The sequence below is a fragment of the Pseudomonas sp. B21-040 genome, assembly GCF_024748695.1.
In the GTDB taxonomy this organism is placed as follows: domain Bacteria; phylum Pseudomonadota; class Gammaproteobacteria; order Pseudomonadales; family Pseudomonadaceae; genus Aquipseudomonas.
Genome location: NZ_CP087176.1, coordinates 5,731,278 through 5,749,380, shown reverse-complemented (window position 1 = coordinate 5,749,380; position 18,103 = coordinate 5,731,278). Strand labels below are relative to the sequence as shown.

Annotated in this window: 18 protein-coding genes; 11 read left to right on the top strand and 7 right to left on the bottom strand. The window is 58.2% G+C overall.

Features of this window, described 5'->3' with window-relative positions:
- Positions 1–323: 323 nt before the first annotated feature.
- On the top strand, positions 324–1,661 hold the full coding sequence (gene gdhA / locus LOY55_RS26325; RefSeq protein WP_223522722.1) for an NADP-specific glutamate dehydrogenase: 1,338 nt from the start codon (positions 324–326) through the stop codon (positions 1,659–1,661).
- Here the strand turns inward: gdhA and LOY55_RS26320 are convergent.
- From LOY55_RS26320 to LOY55_RS26310, 3 genes are all read right to left on the bottom strand, one after another.
- Positions 1,658–2,152 carry a GreA/GreB family elongation factor gene (locus LOY55_RS26320; protein ID WP_109786305.1) on the bottom strand — a complete coding sequence of 165 codons (495 nt, stop codon included), beginning with the start codon at positions 2,150–2,152 and terminating at the stop codon, positions 1,658–1,660. The two genes, gdhA and LOY55_RS26320, sit on opposite strands and share 4 nt — an antisense overlap.
- Positions 2,153–2,332: 180 nt before the next feature.
- The gene (locus LOY55_RS26315) at positions 2,333–4,186 is read right to left on the bottom strand and encodes a DUF4105 domain-containing protein (RefSeq protein WP_223522723.1); all 1,854 of its coding nucleotides are present in this window, start codon (positions 4,184–4,186) and stop codon (positions 2,333–2,335) included.
- Between the two features lie 92 nt (positions 4,187–4,278).
- Positions 4,279–4,767, bottom strand: coding sequence for a DUF3015 domain-containing protein (locus tag LOY55_RS26310; RefSeq protein WP_109786303.1), 489 nt, complete (start codon positions 4,765–4,767; stop codon positions 4,279–4,281).
- Positions 4,768–5,045: 278 nt separating this feature from the next.
- Between LOY55_RS26310 and LOY55_RS26305 the strand changes: the two genes are divergently transcribed.
- Together LOY55_RS26305 and LOY55_RS26300 are read left to right on the top strand one after the other, a co-directional pair.
- On the top strand, positions 5,046–7,484 hold the full coding sequence (locus tag LOY55_RS26305) for a Lon protease family protein (RefSeq protein WP_109786302.1): 2,439 nt from the start codon (positions 5,046–5,048) through the stop codon (positions 7,482–7,484).
- A gap of 323 nt (positions 7,485–7,807) precedes the next feature.
- Complete coding sequence (locus LOY55_RS26300) at positions 7,808–8,149, top strand: hypothetical protein (RefSeq protein ID WP_046028575.1); 342 nt, start codon at positions 7,808–7,810, stop codon at positions 8,147–8,149.
- A gap of 5 nt (positions 8,150–8,154) precedes the next feature.
- On the opposite strand, the gene LOY55_RS26295 is transcribed toward LOY55_RS26300, so the two are convergent.
- Complete coding sequence (locus tag LOY55_RS26295; protein ID WP_223522725.1) at positions 8,155–9,984, bottom strand: hypothetical protein; 1,830 nt, start codon at positions 9,982–9,984, stop codon at positions 8,155–8,157.
- Between the two features lie 170 nt (positions 9,985–10,154).
- Here LOY55_RS26295 and LOY55_RS26290 point away from each other — a divergent pair, with 170 nt between their 5' ends.
- From LOY55_RS26290 to LOY55_RS26280, 3 genes are all read left to right on the top strand, one after another.
- Positions 10,155–10,643 (top strand): TIGR00645 family protein, encoded by a 489-nt coding sequence (locus LOY55_RS26290; RefSeq protein ID WP_046028571.1) that lies wholly within the window; start codon positions 10,155–10,157, stop codon positions 10,641–10,643.
- A gap of 210 nt (positions 10,644–10,853) precedes the next feature.
- A complete protein-coding gene (locus LOY55_RS26285; RefSeq protein ID WP_046028569.1) occupies positions 10,854–11,165 on the top strand; it encodes a DUF6482 family protein in 312 nt (103 codons plus the stop codon).
- Positions 11,166–11,285: 120 nt separating this feature from the next.
- Positions 11,286–11,903, top strand: coding sequence for an FKBP-type peptidyl-prolyl cis-trans isomerase (locus tag LOY55_RS26280; protein WP_008028844.1), 618 nt, complete (start codon positions 11,286–11,288; stop codon positions 11,901–11,903).
- A 113-nt stretch (positions 11,904–12,016) separates the two neighbouring features.
- Here LOY55_RS26280 and LOY55_RS26275 read toward each other — a convergent pair whose 3' ends face one another.
- The 3 genes from LOY55_RS26275 to LOY55_RS26265 all read right to left on the bottom strand — a co-directional run bounded on the left by LOY55_RS26275 (position 12,017) and on the right by LOY55_RS26265 (position 13,981).
- Positions 12,017–12,274 carry a hypothetical protein gene (locus LOY55_RS26275; protein WP_046028565.1) on the bottom strand — a complete coding sequence of 86 codons (258 nt, stop codon included), beginning with the start codon at positions 12,272–12,274 and terminating at the stop codon, positions 12,017–12,019.
- A 205-nt stretch (positions 12,275–12,479) separates the two neighbouring features.
- A complete protein-coding gene (locus LOY55_RS26270; RefSeq protein ID WP_046028563.1) occupies positions 12,480–12,821 on the bottom strand; it encodes a zinc ribbon domain-containing protein YjdM in 342 nt (113 codons plus the stop codon).
- A gap of 191 nt (positions 12,822–13,012) precedes the next feature.
- Positions 13,013–13,981, bottom strand: coding sequence for a polyprenyl synthetase family protein (locus tag LOY55_RS26265; RefSeq protein ID WP_046028560.1), 969 nt, complete (start codon positions 13,979–13,981; stop codon positions 13,013–13,015).
- A 240-nt stretch (positions 13,982–14,221) separates the two neighbouring features.
- Here LOY55_RS26265 and rplU point away from each other — a divergent pair, with 240 nt between their 5' ends.
- The 5 genes from rplU (at position 14,222) to LOY55_RS26240 (ending at position 18,061) form a co-directional block, all read left to right on the top strand.
- On the top strand, positions 14,222–14,536 hold the full coding sequence (gene rplU, locus LOY55_RS26260; RefSeq protein ID WP_003176051.1) for a 50S ribosomal protein L21: 315 nt from the start codon (positions 14,222–14,224) through the stop codon (positions 14,534–14,536).
- A gap of 34 nt (positions 14,537–14,570) precedes the next feature.
- Positions 14,571–14,846, top strand: coding sequence for a 50S ribosomal protein L27 (rpmA, locus tag LOY55_RS26255; RefSeq protein WP_007943982.1), 276 nt, complete (start codon positions 14,571–14,573; stop codon positions 14,844–14,846).
- Between the two features lie 194 nt (positions 14,847–15,040).
- A complete protein-coding gene (gene cgtA / locus LOY55_RS26250) occupies positions 15,041–16,264 on the top strand; it encodes an Obg family GTPase CgtA (protein ID WP_027924200.1) in 1,224 nt (407 codons plus the stop codon).
- Positions 16,265–16,465: 201 nt separating this feature from the next.
- Complete coding sequence (gene proB / locus LOY55_RS26245) at positions 16,466–17,584, top strand: glutamate 5-kinase (protein WP_109634973.1); 1,119 nt, start codon at positions 16,466–16,468, stop codon at positions 17,582–17,584.
- 12 nt (positions 17,585–17,596) lie between these two features.
- Complete coding sequence (locus LOY55_RS26240) at positions 17,597–18,061, top strand: CreA family protein (RefSeq protein ID WP_046028557.1); 465 nt, start codon at positions 17,597–17,599, stop codon at positions 18,059–18,061.
- Positions 18,062–18,103 lie beyond the last annotated feature (42 nt).

The window sequence follows — 18,103 nt, the reverse complement described above, 5'->3', positions numbered from 1 at the left end:
TTTTATGCGTTTTTCAGTGGGATCGCGGTGAATTCATCGCAGGAAAGCCCGCTCCCACGGGAATGTGGATTGCCCGGGATACGCAAAGCTTCACGGACACTGTGGGAGCGGGCTTGCCCGCGAAGACGGTGTACCTGATGGTGCAAGACTTGAGTTGTGAATCCCCATTCAGGTGCAAAAAAGCTAAAAAACCAGATTAATTTATATCCTGCGCACCATTTAATTTCATAAATGCGACGTTATGCGCTGTTCTCGTGCATGAATCGTTTGTTACAGTCCGGCTCAATCTCCTCCAACGACAATAAATTTGCCGAGACTTTTCCATGATCGAATCCGTCGAATCCTTCCTTGCGCGCCTGAAAAAACGCGACCCGGATCAACCCGAGTTTCACCAAGCGGTTGAAGAGGTCTTGCGTAGCCTGTGGCCGTTTCTCGAAGCCAATCCGCACTATCTGACCTCCGGCATTCTGGAGCGTATTTGTGAGCCGGAGCGGGCGGTTGTTTTTCGGGTTTCCTGGGTCGACGATCAGGGCAAGGTGCAGGTCAATCGCGGGTTCCGCGTCCAGATGAACAGCGCGATCGGCCCGTACAAGGGTGGCTTGCGCTTCCATCCCTCGGTGAATCTGGGCGTGCTGAAGTTCCTCGCTTTCGAGCAGACGTTCAAAAACTCCCTGACTTCACTGCCAATGGGCGGTGGCAAGGGCGGTTCGGATTTCGACCCTAAGGGCAAAAGCGACGCCGAAGTCATGCGCTTCTGCCAGGCGTTCATGAGCGAGTTGTACCGCCACATCGGTGCCGATGTGGATGTGCCGGCCGGTGACATTGGTGTCGGCGCCCGGGAGATCGGCTTCCTGTTCGGCCAGTACAAGCGCCTGAGTAACCAGTTCACCAGCGTGCTGACCGGTAAAGGCCCGAGCTATGGCGGCAGTCTGATTCGCCCGGAAGCCACCGGTTTTGGTTGTGTCTACTTCGCCGAAGAGATGCTCAAGCGTCGCGGATTGACGGTCGAGGGCAAACGCGTGGCGATCTCCGGCTCCGGCAACGTCGCGCAATACGCTGCACGCAAGGTGATGGACCTTGGGGGCAAGGTTATTTCGCTGTCTGATTCCGAAGGCACGCTGTACTGCGAAAGCGGTTTGACCGAAGAGCAGTGGCTGGCCGTGCTGGAGCTGAAAAACGTCCAGCGCGGTCGTATCCGCGAACTGGCCAGCCGTTTTGGTCTGGAATTCCGTGGCGGCGAACTCCCGTGGTCCCTGAGCTGTGACATCGCACTGCCGTGCGCGACACAAAACGAGCTCGATGCCGAGGCCGCTCGCACCTTGTTGCGTAACGGCTGCATGTGCGTGGCGGAAGGCGCGAACATGCCGACGACCCTTGAGGCCGTGGACGTGTTCATTGAAGCAGACATTTTGTTCGCGCCAGGCAAGGCGTCGAATGCCGGCGGCGTTGCCGTGAGCGGGCTGGAAATGTCGCAGAACGCCATGCGCCTGTTGTGGACCGGCGGTGAAGTGGACAACAAGCTCCACGCGATCATGCAGTCGATCCATCACGCCTGCGTGCATTACGGCGAAGAGAACGGGCGGGTCAATTACGTAAAAGGTGCGAACATCGCCGGCTTCGTTAAAGTCGCCGACGCCATGCTTGCCCAAGGCGTGGTTTAAGCCGGTTCGATGCGGATAACTTCAATGAATTGATCTCCGGCGGGGCGTTGCCACAGCACTTCATCTTGCAGTGGTGCACCCAGCAACGCGCGCCCCAGTGGCGAGTCCCAATTGATCAGGCCATGCGCGGCATCGGCCTGATCCTCGCCGACCAATTGCACACGGTGTTCGGTGTCGTGTTCGTCGGCGTAAGTGACCCAGCTGCCGATCTGCACTTTTACCGTCGAGGTGGCGAGCGGCACGACTTGAGCGCTGCTCAGGCGTTGTTTGAAGTAGCGCAGGTCCCGTTCCAGATCTGCCACGCGCTGTTTGTCGGCCTGTTCGCCCTTGGCGGACTGCTCGGCATGCAGGGCTTGCAGTACAGCGACCTTGCCCTGTAACAGGCTCAAGCCTTGGGGCGTGACGTAATTGGGCTGCGCACTGACCTGCCGTTCGACCGGCTGATCGGCTTGCGCGGCAGCGTTATCTTCGTTGACGAATGCGCGGCTCATGGTGATCTCCCGTTATAGGGTTTGGGCCATGGTTGCAGGCTTTTAGTTTCGGTGGATGTCTGTGTACGACTCATGGCGAGCGATGGGCGCGGACGAGGCTGTTCAATGGGCTATCAGTCAGTATTGATGATGAATGGTAAATCGCTATCGCGGGCAAGCCCGCTCTCACAGGGATTTACGTCAATAGTGATACCACTTCACCTCTAGCATCACTTCATTCTCGGGTGTGGCGAGGTGACTGAAGTCGCGCTGGGCACTCAGGCGCAGGCCCAGGTTACGCGACAGTTCCCACTGCTGATTCAGGCTAATGTTTCGGCGCACTTCGCCATTGGTGAAGAAGTCGCCTTTGGTCTCCAGGCTGAAATTGCCCAGCGGGTTGTTCCACAGTACACCGGTGTTGAAGCCCGCCGCCGGGGCGATGAAAGCGGCGAAGTCGTTATTGTGTTCAACGCGCACGGTGCCCAAGGCAAAGCCGAGCAGGTCGTCACCCAGTTGCCAGGTGCCGCCGCCACCGCCATTGACGTGGCTGACCAGGGTTTCGTCGTCATGCTTGCCCGGCACGCGCTCCAGACCGCCGGTCACCTGCCACGACAGCGGTTGCAGCAGCTCGTTGCGCGGGGTCAGTGAGCGAATCGTTGCCAGGTCTAGCTGCTGAAACTGCCATTGATTGCCTTCGTACTGGCGCAGTTTCATTTGCAGGATTTCGATCTGTGCGCCGAGCGGGAAGCTTTCGGCGTTGTCGTTGAGATCGTGATAGGCCATGCGCAGGCCGTACTCGCCAAATGCTTTATCGCCCCGGGTGCCGATGCCGGCCTGCCAGGTGCGCGATTCATGGCCGTCCTCGGGCAGGCCGGGTCGCGGGATGTCCAGTTCCGGTGCGGGGTTCTGGTTGATCGCCCGCAGCAGTTCGAAACTGCGTTGCGCCCGCGCCGGGTCGCGTTCCTGGCCGTTGGCGCGGTAGCGTTCCAAGCGATAAGCGGCGTCGATGATCAGCGCCTGGCGGTCTTTGGGTTGAGCCTTGAAGGCGGGGGCCTGCAACTGTTTCTGATCCGCGCTGACGTTCAGCACCCATTGCTGTTCATCAGCGTTCAGCGGTTCGGCGCGACTCAACAATTCACGCTCGCGGGACGGGCGATACGTTATCGACTCGACCAGCCCGGCTTCCTTGACCGCTTTGACGGTGTCGGTGGGGATGGCGGTCAGCGGGAATTGCTCGGTCAGGCGCAGGCTCGGTCGCGCCACCTGCAGCAATTCGAGCAGGCGATAGGAGCAGTTTTCGTCGAAGAAGAAGTAATCGAACTTGATCTGTTTCAACTCCCAGACGTGCTCGACCATGCGTGCGGTTTCTGGCTGGGTCAGGTTCAGCCGGTATTCCCACAGGTCGCGGTTCTCCAGACTGCGGTATTCCGAGAGCTTCTCCTGATACGGCACCAGCGCAAACAGGCCCGGGTAACCGCCCATCAAGCCTTTCCAGGCGTAAAGGATGCTGTTGTCCGAACCTTCGATGTAGGCACCAAAATTGATGGCATAACTGAGCAGGGCGGTATGGTCGCTCTGCACGTCTTTCTGGTCGATGCGCAATAACGTGTGGCCAAACATTGAAGACGGACTGTTCAAGTACGCCGCCGGGAAAATCATCACCGCGCTGTCGGGCGAGACGTCCTTGAACCATTGCTTGAACTCGGCGCAGTCCAGTGTCGGCAGGTCGGTCAGCTTGAGCTGGGCTTTCAACCAGCGCGTGCGGGCCGGGTAAACGCATTGGGCGTGTTGTTCGCCGGCACTGGCCGGGGCGTACAGCGCTTGCACGGTCGCGGCCAGTTCATGGTCGGGATGTTCGTTGCCATCAGGCGCAAGAAAGAACTTCTGGTCGCTGACATAGCTGCGCCAGCCGCCAAGCTTGGCGGTTTCGTAGTGGCCCAGGGAAATCCAGAAGGGGTCATTGGCCAGTTGCTGCAAACGTTGATTGTCCAGATGTGGCGCGGCGGACAACGGGGCACAGACACAGAGCGCCAGCCAGGCAAGGCGTTTGAGCATAGTGAGCAACTTAAAGTCGAAAAAAACAAAGACCCAAAGAGGGGCGGGCCAAAAAATAAATCCGCTCCCCGAAAGGAGCGGGCGGTTCGAGCTTAAGCTTGAGTGGCGTACTTGGCCAGACGCGGATCGCTCTTCAGAACGGCCAGGGTGTTGGTATGCACGTCTTCAGCGGTCACGTCAGCCTTGCTGAAAATTTGCTGGAAGTGTTCGTGAGTCACCGCAGCGAAATGTGCACGGTCTTCCGGCGCCACGCCCAGTACCACGGCGTAAGTGGTTAGCGCTTCGCCCTGACCTTTGGCCATGTCTTCGGACAGCTCGTTCATCATGCCATTCATGGCAATCCAGGATTTACCGCCGTAGGTCAGCGATGCATTCGTTGCGCAGCCGTTGGTGCCGGAGGTCATACCGAAGGTTGCGTTGCCGGAGGTGCCGTTGGTGGTGGAGGCCATGAAGTGAGCCGGGGTGCCACGCTGACCTTCGAACAGCATGTTGCCCCAACCGCAATCCGGGCCGCCTGGCGCTTGCGCCATGGCGTTGAGGGATACAGCGGTGAAGAGAGTACCGAGAAGAATCCGTTTCATAGCTATGTTCTCTTTGTGTGCATACCGATGGACTAGGGGGTTCTGGCCCATTCTGGCGCCAGTGGGCCGGTTATTTATCCAGCCGCGCAGTTTGGAGTTTAGGCAGGATCACGGGGTTCCGTGATTTTTTGCAAAACATTCGTTGAAATCATTGGTTTAGCCCCGGCCCGCCTGGGGATGGCCCTTTGACTATGCTTTGGCTGGAGGTGCGCCTTGCAAGTGAGGTATGGGCAGCGCCAGAATGCCGCTATCTGCCCCGCCTGATGTAAGGAAGCCCGATGCCTGATCCTGTTGCTGCCAGCTTGCGTCTAGCGCCTGAAGCGCTGACCCGTCCGTTTTCCGCTGAACAGTTCAGCTTCTCTACCACCAATGATCTGGAGCCCTTTCGCGGTGTGCTTGGCCAGGAACGTGCGGTTGAAGCCTTGCAGTTCGGTGTGGCCATGCCACGCCCCGGTTACAACGTCTTTGTCATGGGCGAGCCCGGTACCGGCCGGTTTTCTTTCGTCAAACGCTACCTGAAGGCCGAAGGCAAACGCCTGCAGACCCCGGCGGACTGGGTCTACGTCAACAATTTTGATGAGCCGCGCGAGCCGCGCGCCCTGGAATTGCCGTCGGGCACCGCGGGTGCTTTCATCGGCGACATCAACGGCTTGATCGATAACTTGCTGGCGACCTTTCCGGCGGTGTTCGAACACCCGTCCTACCAGCAGAAGAAAAGCGCCATCGACCGCGCCTTCAATCAGCGCTATGACAAGGCTCTGGATGTCATCGAGCGCCTGGCCCTGGAAAAAGAAGTCGCCCTGTATCGCGACGCCAGCAACATCGCGTTTACCCCGATGAGCGAAGGCAAGGCGCTGGATGAAGCGGAATTCGCCCAGTTGCCGGAAGCCGATCGCGAACGTTTCCACGAAGATATTTCCGTCCTGGAGGAGCGCCTGAACGAGGAACTCGCCAGCCTGCCGCAATGGAAGCGTGAGTCGAGCAATCAACTGCGCCACCTCAACGAAGAAACCATCACCCTGGCCTTGCAGCCGCTGTTGTCGCCGTTGTCGGAGAAGTACGCCGAGAACGCGGCGGTGTGCGGTTACCTGCAAGCGATGCAGGTTTATTTGCTGAAAACGGTTGTCGAGCAACTGGTCGACGACAGCAAAACCGACGCCATTGCCCGCAAGTTGCTGGAAGAGCAATACGCACCAAGCCTGGTGGTCGGGCATTCGGCCAGCGGCGGTGCGCCGGTGGTGTTCGAGCCGCACCCGACGTACGAAAACCTGTTTGGCCGGATTGAATACAGCACCGATCAGGGCGCGTTGTACACCACCTATCGGCAGCTGCGTCCGGGTGCCTTGCACCGGGCCAACGGCGGCTTCCTGATCCTTGAAGCGGAAAAAATGCTCAGTGAGCCGTTCGTGTGGGATGCGCTAAAGCGCGCCCTGCAATCGCGCAAGCTGAAAATGGAATCGCCGCTGGGTGAGCTGGGTCGACTGGCCACCGTGACCCTGACGCCGCAACACATTCCGTTGGCGGTCAAAGTCGTCATCATCGGTGCCCGCCAGCTGTATTACACGCTGCAAGACCTCGATCCGGACTTCCAGGAAATGTTCCGCGTCCTGGTGGACTTCGACGAAGACATCCCGATGGTCGACGAGAGCCTGGAGCAGTTTGCCCAGTTGCTCAAAACCCGCACCTCCGAAGAAGGCATGGCCCCATTGACGGCCGATGCGGTGGCGCGTCTGGCCACGTACAGCGCACGCCTGGCCGAGCATCAGGGGCGCTTGTCGGCGCGTATCGGTGATCTGTTCCAACTGGTCAGCGAGGCGGACTTCATTCGCCACCTGGCCGGCGATGAAATGACCGACGCCGGGCACATAGAGCGTGCGCTCAAGGCCAAGGCCACGCGTACCGGGCGCGTTTCAGCGCGGATTCTCGACGACATGCTGGCCGGTATCATCCTGATCGACACCGATGGCGCGGCGGTCGGCAAGTGCAACGGGCTGACGGTGCTGGAAGTCGGCGACTCGGCCTTCGGTGTGCCCGCGCGGATTTCCGCCACGGTGTATCCAGGTGGCAGTGGCATCGTCGACATCGAGCGCGAAGTTAACCTCGGCCAGCCGATTCACTCAAAAGGCGTGATGATCCTCACCGGGTATCTGGGCAGTCGTTACGCCCAGGAGTTCCCGCTGGCCATTTCCGCGAGCATCGCCCTGGAACAGTCCTACGGGTATGTCGATGGTGACAGTGCGTCGCTGGGCGAGGCGTGCACGCTGATTTCGGCCTTGTCGAAAACACCGCTCAAGCAGTGCTTTGCGATCACCGGGTCCATCAACCAGTTCGGCGAAGTGCAGGCCGTGGGCGGGGTCAACGAGAAGATCGAAGGTTTCTTCCGGCTTTGCGAAGCGCGCGGGCTGACCGGCCATCAAGGGGCGATCATTCCGCAGGCGAACGTTGCCACGCTGATGCTCGACGAGAAAGTGCTGGCCGCCGTGCGCGCGGGGCAGTTCCATGTCTACGCGGTGCGTCAGGCGGACGAAGCCTTGAGCCTGTTGGTGGGCGAACCGGCAGGTGCGCCGGATGAAAATGGCGAATTCCCCGAAGGCAGCGTCAATGCGCGGGTGGTGGAGCGTCTGCGGGTGATTGCCGAGATGATCAGCGAGGAAGACCTCAAGGAAGCCGAGAAAGAGATGGCGCAGGAGGCGTTGGCCGAAACAAAACCAGCGTGACGCGGTTTTGAGCTGAGTTCATACACCTCCTGTGGGAGCCGAGCTTGCTCGCGATGAGGCACTGACATTCAACATCTTTGTTGGTTGAAAGTCCGCTATCGCGAGCAAGCTCGGCTCCCACAATTTTTTGTGGTGTATGCCGAAAGTGCCATCACTCTGGCGTCAATCTTCACACAATGACCATTCGGCGCCTTCTGGTCTCGCCTGGCGTGCTAGTCAAACTTTTCTTCTATTCTCTGGTTCAGGGATATCGACAGTAATCACAGGATCGAGACAGCCTTCCCGTGGGGGGCTGAATACCGGATCTACCGAGGGTCGCCGCCATGTCGCGCAACCTCTGCCTTACCCGTCAATGCCTGGGCCTTGTCACCCGTATCGAATGTGCTATCCGCCCTCTGGCGGGAGATACGGGCATGTGGACCCTGCTCTTCGCCGCCGGAATGGCTGGCGAGCAACCCTCGGCCATCAAGGCGCAAGGCCCGTTTCATGGCCCTTTCGTGGCTGAATCCATCCTCGACACCATCGTTGAAAGCTTGACCCTGCACGGCTACGAACTGGCCGACGATCCACAAATCTGGTGCCTGCACCTGCAAGCCCAACTGCGGGAAATCAATGGTGGCCGTTGCCGCAATCTCGGCGGGTTCGAGTATCGGCCCGATCACTGAGCGGCTTATTGATCAAGCTGGCTCATATCAGCCTTGGCCAGTTTGACTTCGAAACCGTACTGCACGGTGGCGAGGTCGGTTCGCTGATAACTTTCCAGTTGTGTGGGCTGGCCATAGAAGTAGTGCACGTCAAATAACGCCGGGCCATCGGCACTGGCGTCGTGCGTGACCGCAAGAATCTCCTTCAGGTAGTTCCCGCTGTCATCCTTGGTGAAAAATCGCCAGTCCTGCGCAGGAAACAACTTCACATCCACCATCAGCGCATTGCCTTTGAGCTCCAGGCCCTTGGGTAATTTGCGGGTGTCGAGCGTCTGTTTGTCGACGGTGGCCAGAAACAACGGCATGGAGCCCACTGCGAAGGCCGGTGTTTGCGTAAACAGGTTCAGGTCATAGGTGATCGTGCCGCGCAGAGGGTCGACCTGGTAAGCCTCTGGTGGCAGTTCGATCGGTTCATCGCGTTTGCCGTTACTGTCCGCGGTAAAAAAACTGACCGGGCTATCGCCGGGGCTGAAAGAGTTGCCAAGCAATTCGTCATTGAAGCTTCTAGGGTGAGTGAACTCGATACGCGCTGCGCTCGGGTCCTCCACCGACTGATTGACGTTGATGCTTTTTTTCAGCTGTTCCTCACTCAGTGTCGCGCCCTTGAGCCAGTTCGGTACCTGATCGTCGTACACCACCACCGGCAAGGTCAGCGGCTGAATGGTTTTTGCCGTGGTATGCGTGTCGAAGCTCAGTACCGTCAGCTTCAGGTCCTTGCGGGTTACGGTGACGCTCGAGAAGTCCAGCAGGCTGACTTCAAGGGTCTCGATCGGCCCGTTGAAATACACCTTGGAATAGTGCTGGCCCTGCTGCTTCTCGAACGTGCGCTGTTCTTCATCGAGCTGATGTTCGAACGCCTCGCTCCAGGCCTTTTGTTGCTGCATTTTCGCCAGTTGTTTTTGATAGAAGGCAATTTGCGTGGCGGTTTCGTTGATCGAGCCGGCCCGCGAGAGAAATTGCCCGGTGGTGTCTTTGGCCTGGACAATCAGGGGGTTCAGCGGCGTTTCACCGACTTCGGGGGCCACTGGCGCGCTGTTGGTGTATTCGATCTCGGCGTAGTTCTTTTCAAGCTTCAACAGGGTCACGCTGAGGTTGTCGTTGGTGCGGGTCTGGCCAACGTCCTTTTTGCTCAGGTCGAAGCTATAGAGCCGGTGCGGTGCGATCACTTCGACTTTGCCTTGCAGGCTCACCGGTTGCGGCTGGTTTTTTTTGTCGACATCCAGGCCTTCGATGAAAGGGTAAGTCACCGTCAGGTCATCGGGGTTGGTCAGGTTGGAACTCGACGGGCTGAGTTGAATGCCGGGATCGGTTTCCGACCATTCGGGCTGGAAGGGGATGACTCGTTTGTTGCTCAGTGTCACCGACTGCCATTCCAGGCCATGGGGGAACAGGAACGCTGCCGGAATACTGAAATTGAAGGGGAACACCGGTTGCAGGTCGGTCAGGTAATCGGAGCTGGAATCCTTGTGCAGCACAAACAGGCCATTGATGTAGGTGTCGACCAGGGCCTGGGGCGTGGGGTAGTGCTTGAGCACGGCGAGGGCATCTTCGCCGTATTCGGTTTCCACCGGTTTGCTGTCGAGTTTGAGCTGCGCACGTTCAAGCAGCAGGAGTGAACCGCCGAGTTCGGAGACCGCGTCCTTGAGTTTCGGGTCCTGGATCTTATCCAGTGACTGCTCGAACTGCGCGGTTTTTTCCTCGAGGCTGACCTGATGCTTATCCTCGCCGGGCGAGCAGCCGCTCATCAGCAGAATCAGGCAGATACCGGCACTCGATAAAGGCAATCGCACATCCATTTTCCAGTCTTCCTGTCCGATGTCGCTGAGCGGTCAATAGTCTGGACACTAGCAGAAAAACTTTGTGACACACGCGCAGGTGGCGGATTTCTCGACGGTTTCTGGCTGCTTCTGGGTATAGACAGGTGGCTGATATACTCGCCGCCATTTCCAACCCTGTGTGAGATTCAATGGAACGCTTTATCGAAAACGCAATGTACGCCTCCCGCTGGCTGCTGGCGCCAATTTACTTCGGACTGTCCCTCGGGCTACTGGCTCTGGCGCTGAAGTTCTTTCAGGAAGTTTTCCACGTTATCCCTAACGTATTCTCGATGGCGGAGTCGGATCTGATTCTGGTGCTGCTGTCGCTGATCGACATGGCGCTGGTGGGCGGTTTGCTGGTGATGGTGATGATTTCCGGTTACGAGAACTTCGTGTCTGAACTGGACATCGACGAACACAAGGAAAAGCTCAACTGGCTGGGCACCATGGATTCATCTTCACTGAAGATGAAAGTGGCGGCTTCTATCGTGGCGATTTCCTCTATCCACCTGCTGCGGATCTTCATGGATGCCAAGAACGTCGATCCCGAGCATTTGAAGTGGTACGTGATCATTCACATGACGTTCGTGATATCGGCGTTCGCCATGGGCTACCTGGACAAGCTGACCAAGCACTGATTAGCCCAACCCCTGTAGGAGCAAGGCTTGCCTGCGATGGCTGCACCTCGGTCTGACGATAAACAGCGGTGATGCCATCGCGGGCAAGCCATGCTCCTAGAGGGGTTATTCGGTCGAACCGGACGGGCGGTGTCGTTTCTGGCTTGTACTTTGATGCGCCGAAGCCTATCCCTGTAAGTAGTCTCGGCTCGTCACTGTAGGGGTGCCTCCATGAACCTTGTTGAATTACGTGCTTATGCCATCGCAGGGAAAATCGATGAGCTGAACCTGATCTCCATGGAAGGCGGGATCTACTTGCTGGAAGCACGCATGCATGGCGCAGCGTATCCCTTGAGTGATGCCCATGACCAAATGTTCAATCTGCGTTCGGTCGAGCATGCGCGTCAGATACTCCATGACTTCCCCACATTGCCATTCAACCTTGTGCATACCCTGGTTCATGATGAAATGTGCGGGCTTGTTTCCAATGCAGAGGAAAACCTGAAGGTGCAACTCGCCTTCCAGAGCGCATGGCACCACTGAGGTCCTAATCAACGCTACGGCATCTGTGCTAGTCTGCTGGCCCTTTTGGTTCCGGGCGCTCCGGGACGCGCTGTGCACGCACGGCAAGTTCCCGAGCCGTCCGCACAGCGGAGCAGTGTCATGTCCGAAGTAAATCTGTCCACCGACGAAACCCGCGTCAGCTACGGTATTGGCCGTCAGCTGGGCGACCAACTGCGCGACAACCCGCCACCGGGCGTTAGCCTGGACGCGATCCTGGCTGGCCTGACCGATGCCTTCGCCGGCAAGGAAAGCCGTGTTGGCCAGGAAGAAATGTCCGCGAGCTTCAAGGTGATCCGCGAAATCATGCAGGCCGAAGCGGCTGCCAAAGCTGAAGCGGCTGCTGGCGAAGGCCTGGCTTTCCTGGCTGAAAACGCCAAGCGTGATGGCATCACCACCCTGGCTTCCGGCCTGCAATTCGAAGTATTGACTGCCGGTGAAGGCGCCAAGCCAACCCGTGAAGATCAAGTGCGTACTCACTACCACGGCACCCTGATCGACGGCACTGTGTTCGACAGCTCCTACGAGCGCGGCCAGCCTGCAGAGTTCCCGGTTGGCGGCGTGATCGCTGGCTGGACCGAAGCCCTGCAACTGATGAACGCCGGTAGCAAATGGCGTCTGTACGTGCCGAGCGAACTGGCTTACGGCGCTCAAGGCGTTGGCAGCATTCCGCCGCACAGCGTACTGGTATTCGACGTCGAACTGCTCGACGTTCTGTAATCCCCCCTGTAGGAGCCTGGCTTGCCCGCGATGGCATCAACTCGTTTTCAAGGCGAAACCAAATCGTCTGTATCGCGAGCAAGCTTTGCTCCTACAAGGATTTTCGGAGTTTTTCATATCTCGATCCTGTGGTGCAGTTCACTGCTGGGGCGCAACGCCCGGGCATAGCAGAACAGAAACAGATTACGCACCAGTTCCTTTAGCACCAGTGGCTCGCTGGAACTCAGGCCATTGACGTCCAGGTCACCCTGATCCTGCAGTTCATTCAGCGCTTCTTCTTCAAGTACCGCACAGACTTCCCCGGTTTCCCGATGCAGGATCCTGAGGTAAGGGTGTGGGCGGTCGAGCCAGGCATCGATTAAGTAAGTCATGAGTCTCATCTCCATTGACGGATTTCAATGAGAATAATTCTTATTCATCAAATAGCAAGGGCCTATTGGCGGATCGGGATTTTTTCTGGGTAAAGACTGCGCAAGGTCAAACGGCTGGCGTTTGGCTATATCTCGTGTTTGCGGATTGAAACGGGGGAGGGCGAAGCACCATCCCACGCAGGGCGCGGGATGGAATACAGCAGGTTCAGACTTTTCTGACGAACTCGGATTTGAGCTTCATCGGGCCGATGCCGTCGATCTTGCAGTCGATGTCGTGGTCGCCATCACACAGGCGGATGTTCTTGACCTTGGTGCCGACCTTGACCACCAGCGACGTGCCTTTGACCTTGAGGTCCTTGATCACGGTGATGGTGTCGCCGTCCTGCAGGACGTTGCCGACCGAATCCTTTTTCACCGTGTCATCGGACGCCACGTCAGCTTCACCGCTGGCAGACCATTCGTGCGCGCACTCGGGGCAGATCAGCTGTGCGCCGTCTTCATAGGTGTATTCGGAATTGCATTTTGGGCAGGGTGGCAACGTGCTCACTAAAGCTCCTTGGATTCAGGATCGCTAAAAAGCGCACATTATATAGGGTTTTTGGCGGATGGTGGGGCAGCGCGATCTTTGTAGGAGCCGGGCTTGCCCGCGATGGCATCACCACGGTTTATCGTTAGACCGGGTTGATGCCATCGCGGGCAAGCCAGGCTCCTACAGGAGCCGGGTTCTAACAGGTGGGATCAGTGCGTGCGGGCGACCGCAAATTCGCTCAATTCGACCAGTGCATCGCGGTATTCGCTGGCAGGCAGTGCGTCGAGGCACTTGATAGCCCGGGCCACGTAATCACGAGCCAGTTGCGCGGTATATTCCAGCGAACCAGACGCTTCTACCGCTTCGCGGATGCTTTCCAGGTCTTCGATGCCGCCTTTCTGGATCGCCTTGCGCACCAGCGCAGCTTGCTCTGGCGTGCCTTCGCGCATGGTGAAGATCAGCGGCAGGGTTGGCTTGCCTTCGGCCAGATCGTCACCGACGTTCTTGCCCAGGGTTTCGGCATCGCCCTTGTAGTCCAGCAGGTCGTCCACCAGCTGGAAAGCCACGCCCAGGTGGTCGCCAAAGGTGCGCAGTGCTTCAGCCTGTTCCGACGTGGCTTCGCAAAGAGCGGCGGCGCTGTGGGTCGACGCTTCGAAGAGCATCGCAGTCTTGCCGCGGATGACTTCCATGTAGGTTTCTTCAGTGGTGCTGGCGTCACGGACCTTCGACAGCTGCAACACTTCGCCTTCGGCGATGATGCGGGTCGCTTGCGAAAGGATCTTCATGACCGGCATGGAGCCCAGTTCGACCATCATTTCGAAGGAGCGCGAATAGAGGAAGTCGCCAACCAGCACGCTCGGTGCGTTGCCCCACATGGCGTTTGCCGTCGAGCGGCCACGGCGCATGCCTGACATGTCGACCACGTCGTCGTGCAGCAGGGTCGCGGTGTGCAGGAATTCGATGGTTGCCGCCAGCAGGCGCAGGTCATCGCCTTCACGGCCTAGCGCCTTGCCACACAGCAACACTAATAAAGGACGAAGGCGTTTACCGCCAGCCGAGGTAATGTAATCGCCGATTTTCGATACCAACGGCACTCGGGAAGTCAGCTGCTTCTTGATGATGCCGTCGACGGCGCTAAAATCGTCCGCCACCGCGCGGTAGAAAGCTTGGGGTTGCATCAGCGACAGTTGCTCCAGAAGGGTTGCGCGGCATGCTAGGACCCACGTCGGCGGGTGTCAAGGCACGATAGACGGCCTCTTGCATCGCTCCGGCAGCTTGCGTACAATCGCGCACCCTGAACTTCCTGGGCAGCACCTGCCTTACGCAATTGCAAACAGGCCTTCCAGCCCTATGCAGCCATGCCAGCCAATACCTCTTCTTATAAAGAGCTGGGTGAGCAGGATTATCGGAGAAATACCATGTCGTACGCAGTAATTGTTACTGGTGGCAAGCAATACAAGGTCGCCCCAGGTGAATACCTGAAGATCGAAAAACTGGAAATCGCTACCGGCGAATCCGTTACTTTTGATCGCGTTCTGTTGGTCGCCAATGGCGATGACGTGAACATCGGCGCTCCAGTTGTTGCTGGCGCTACCGTTGTGGCTGAAGTGATCTCCCAAGGTCGTCACGATAAAGTCCGCATCATCAAGTTCCGTCGTCGTAAGCACCACATGAAGCGTATGGGCCACCGCCAGTGGTACACCGAGATCAAAATCACCGGTATTCAGGCTTAATTTCAGCCTAATTCCTCACTAGGAGAATTGACTCATGGCACACAAAAAAGCTGGTGGTAGTACCCGTAACGGTCGCGACTCAGAAGCCAAACGCCTTGGCGTGAAGATGTATGGCGGCCAGGTTATCATTCCGGGCAACATCATCGTGCGTCAGCGCGGCACCCAATTCCACGCCGGTTACGGTGTTGGCATGGGTAAAGATCACACTCTGTTCGCGAAAATCGACGGCGTGATCAAGTTTGAAGTAAAAGGCGCTTTCAACCGCCGTTACGTAAGCATTGTCCCGAAGACTGACGTCGTCGCGGCATAATTACGTGGTTGCTGGAAAAGCCCTGTCTTGCGACGGGGCTTTTTCGTTTGTGGGGTGAGTCTCTTGCAAAGCTGTTTGTGATGGGCTCCAGCGCAGGTTTTTGCGGTCGTTGAATGAGGTCGCTGCGCTCATTTTTGCAAGAGTCTTATGTCTAGATTTTTTCGGCTCGTCCGTATGGCGAGAGGCGTTTTGTTATGAAGTTTGTTGATGAAGTATCGATTCGAGTAAAGGCTGGTGACGGCGGTAACGGTTGCATGAGCTTCCGTCGCGAAAAATTCATTGAAAACGGCGGCCCGAACGGCGGTGATGGTGGTGATGGCGGCTCGGTCTACATGATCGCCGACGAAAACCTCAACACCCTGGTCGACTACCGTTACACCCGTCACTTCGATGCCGAGCGCGGTTCCAACGGTGGTAGCACCGACTGCACTGGCAAAAAAGGTGAAGAGCTGGTGCTGCGCGTACCGGTTGGCACCACTGTCATCGATGCGGCCACTCAAGAAGTGATCGGCGACCTGACCAAGGCTGGTCAGAAGCTGCTGGTGGCTCACGGTGGCTGGCACGGTCTGGGTAACACCCGTTTCAAATCCAGTACCAACCGCGCTCCGCGTCAGACCACTCCGGGTAAGCCGGGTGAGGCGCGTGATCTCAAGCTGGAAATGAAAGTACTGGCTGACGTCGGTCTGCTGGGCTTGCCGAATGCCGGTAAAAGTACCTTTATCCGCTCGGTATCGGCCGCCAAGCCGAAAGTCGCCGACTACCCGTTCACCACGTTGGTGCCGAACCTGGGTGTGGTCAGCGTCGATCGCTGGAAGAGCTTCGTGGTTGCGGACATTCCGGGGCTGATCGAAGGTGCTTCCGATGGCGCCGGCCTGGGGATTCGTTTCCTCAAGCACTTGTCGCGTACCCGTTTGCTGCTGCACCTCGTGGACATGGCGCCACTGGATGACACCAGTGCGCCGGATGCTGCTGAAGTAATCGTCAGCGAGTTGACCAAGTTCAGTCCGTCCCTGGCTGAGCGTGATCGCTGGCTGGTGCTGAACAAGTGCGACCAGATCCTTGAAGAAGAGCACGATGCTCGCGTCAAGGAAATCGTTGATCGCCTGGAGTGGACCGGTCCGGTTTACGTGATCTCGGCCATCTCCAAGCTGGGCACTGAGCGTCTGTGTCACGACATCATGCGTTATATGGAAGACCGTGCTGATCGCCTGGCTGCCGACCCGGCCTACAAGGAAGAGTTGGCTGAGCTCGATCAGCGCATCGAAGACGAAGCGCGTGCTCAACTGCAGGCCCTGGATGACCAGCGTGCCCTGCGTCGTAGCGGCGTGAAGTCGGTCCATGACATCGGCGACGATGATTGGGATGAAGAAGATGTGGATGACGAAGACGGTCCGGAAATCATTTACGTGCGTGACTGATTCGGTAGGAGCCGGGCTTGCCCGCGATGGCGGTTTATCTGTCTGATCGCGGTGTTATCATCGCTGGCAGACCGGCTCTCTAAGCGCCGCTCAATTGAGCGGCGTTTTAGTATCTGGAAATCGGTAGTTGGTCACGAATAGCCACGAATAACGTCACGGGCAGTGCCAGGTCGCGCTGTCCTCAAGCTAAGGTTGAAGATGATGCGGAGCAAGGTGACAGGTGCGCAGCGTTGGGTCGTGAAGATCGGCAGCGCTTTGCTGACGGCGGACGGCAAAGGCCTGGATCGCGCGGCAATGGGTGTCTGGGTCGAGCAGATGGTGGCGTTGCATGAGGCTGGCGTCGAACTGGTGTTGGTGTCTTCCGGGGCTGTGGCTGCCGGCATGAGCCGCTTGGGCTGGAGCGTACGACCCAGTGCGATGCATGAATTGCAGGCTGCCGCTGCCATCGGTCAGATGGGGTTGGTGCAGGCTTGGGAGTCGAGCTTTGCCGAGCATGGCCGGCATACCGCGCAGATTCTCCTGACGCACGATGACTTGTCTGATCGCAAGCGCTACCTGAATGCCCGCAGCACCTTGCGTGCGTTGGTGGAGTTGAAGGTGATCCCGGTGATCAACGAAAACGACACCGTGGTGACGGACGAAATCCGTTTTGGCGACAACGACACACTGGCTGCGCTGGTTGCCAACCTGGTCGAGGCCGACTTGCTGGTGATCCTTACGGATCGCGATGGCATGTTCGATGCTGACCCGCGCAACAACCCTGATGCCAACCTGATTTACGAGGCGCGCGCCGATGATCCGGCGCTGGACGCGGTGGCTGGCGGTACCGGCGGCGCGTTGGGGCGTGGCGGCATGCAAACCAAGCTGCGTGCTGCGCGTCTGGCGGCTCGCTCCGGGGCGCATACCATCATCGTCGGCGGGCGCATTGAGCGCGTGCTGGATCGCTTGAAGGCGGGCGAGCGCATCGGCACCTTGCTATCGCCTGAGCGCGGCATGCTGGCGGCGCGCAAGCAGTGGCTGGCCGGACATTTGCAGACCCGCGGCACGCTGGTGTTGGATGCGGGTGCCGTGACGGCGCTGTCCCAGGGCAATAAAAGTTTGCTGCCGGTGGGCGTGAAGCTGGTGCAAGGCAGCTTCCGCCGTGGCGAAATGGTGGTGTGCGTGGCGCCGGACGGTCGTGAAATTGCTCGCGGCCTGGCCAATTACAGTGCCTTGGAGGCACAAAAAATTATCGGTCAGTCGTCTGAGGCGATTGTCGGTCTGTTGGGTTATATGGCTGAGCCGGAACTGGTTCACCGCGATAACCTGATTCTGGTCTGAAGGAATATCTGAATGCGCGTGGCAAAAGGATTATTGGGGCTGCTGCTGGCAATCCCGCTGCTGGCTTCGGCTGAGGAAATTGGCCAGGTGTCGACGGTGTTCAAATTCGTCGGCCCGAACGACCGCATCGTCGTCGAGGCGTTTGATGACCCCAAGGTTGAAGGCGTGACCTGCTACCTCTCGCGCGCCAAGACCGGCGGCGTGAAGGGTGGTCTGGGTTTGGCTGAAGACCGTGCGGAGGCGTCTATCGCTTGCCGTCAGGTCGGGCCCATCAGCTTCAAGGGTGAGCTGAAAGATGGTGATGAGGTGTTCAAGGAGCGCACATCGCTGGTGTTCAAGACCATGCAGGTGGTGCGTTTCCTCGACAAGAAGCGCAATACGCTGGTGTATCTGGTTTATAGCGATCGTTTGATCGAGGGTAGCCCCCAGAACGCGGTGACGGCGATTCCAATTCTGCCCTGGGCGCACGCTCAGTAAGCTAGCGAAGACCCAAATAGTGGGAGTGAGCCTGCTCGCGAT

Coding starts and splice junctions, on each gene's coding strand:
- LOY55_RS26275 (WP_046028565.1), bottom strand. CDS start 12,274: ATGACTTACTTAATCGATGCCTGGCTCGACCGCCCACACCCTTACCTC.
- LOY55_RS26300 (WP_046028575.1), top strand. CDS start 7,808: ATGTCGCGCAACCTCTGCCTTACCCGTCAATGCCTGGGCCTTGTCACC.
- LOY55_RS26285 (WP_046028569.1), top strand. CDS start 10,854: ATGAACCTTGTTGAATTACGTGCTTATGCCATCGCAGGGAAAATCGAT.
- LOY55_RS26280 (WP_008028844.1), top strand. CDS start 11,286: ATGTCCGAAGTAAATCTGTCCACCGACGAAACCCGCGTCAGCTACGGT.
- LOY55_RS26305 (WP_109786302.1), top strand. CDS start 5,046: ATGCCTGATCCTGTTGCTGCCAGCTTGCGTCTAGCGCCTGAAGCGCTG.
- LOY55_RS26290 (WP_046028571.1), top strand. CDS start 10,155: ATGGAACGCTTTATCGAAAACGCAATGTACGCCTCCCGCTGGCTGCTG.
- gdhA (WP_223522722.1), top strand. CDS start 324: ATGATCGAATCCGTCGAATCCTTCCTTGCGCGCCTGAAAAAACGCGAC.
- rpmA (WP_007943982.1), top strand. CDS start 14,571: ATGGCACACAAAAAAGCTGGTGGTAGTACCCGTAACGGTCGCGACTCA.
- LOY55_RS26240 (WP_046028557.1), top strand. CDS start 17,597: ATGCGCGTGGCAAAAGGATTATTGGGGCTGCTGCTGGCAATCCCGCTG.
- LOY55_RS26320 (WP_109786305.1), bottom strand. CDS start 2,152: ATGAGCCGCGCATTCGTCAACGAAGATAACGCTGCCGCGCAAGCCGAT.
- proB (WP_109634973.1), top strand. CDS start 16,466: ATGCGGAGCAAGGTGACAGGTGCGCAGCGTTGGGTCGTGAAGATCGGC.
- rplU (WP_003176051.1), top strand. CDS start 14,222: ATGTCGTACGCAGTAATTGTTACTGGTGGCAAGCAATACAAGGTCGCC.
- LOY55_RS26295 (WP_223522725.1), bottom strand. CDS start 9,984: ATGGATGTGCGATTGCCTTTATCGAGTGCCGGTATCTGCCTGATTCTG.
- LOY55_RS26265 (WP_046028560.1), bottom strand. CDS start 13,981: ATGCAACCCCAAGCTTTCTACCGCGCGGTGGCGGACGATTTTAGCGCC.
- LOY55_RS26315 (WP_223522723.1), bottom strand. CDS start 4,186: ATGCTCAAACGCCTTGCCTGGCTGGCGCTCTGTGTCTGTGCCCCGTTG.
- LOY55_RS26310 (WP_109786303.1), bottom strand. CDS start 4,767: ATGAAACGGATTCTTCTCGGTACTCTCTTCACCGCTGTATCCCTCAAC.
- cgtA (WP_027924200.1), top strand. CDS start 15,041: ATGAAGTTTGTTGATGAAGTATCGATTCGAGTAAAGGCTGGTGACGGC.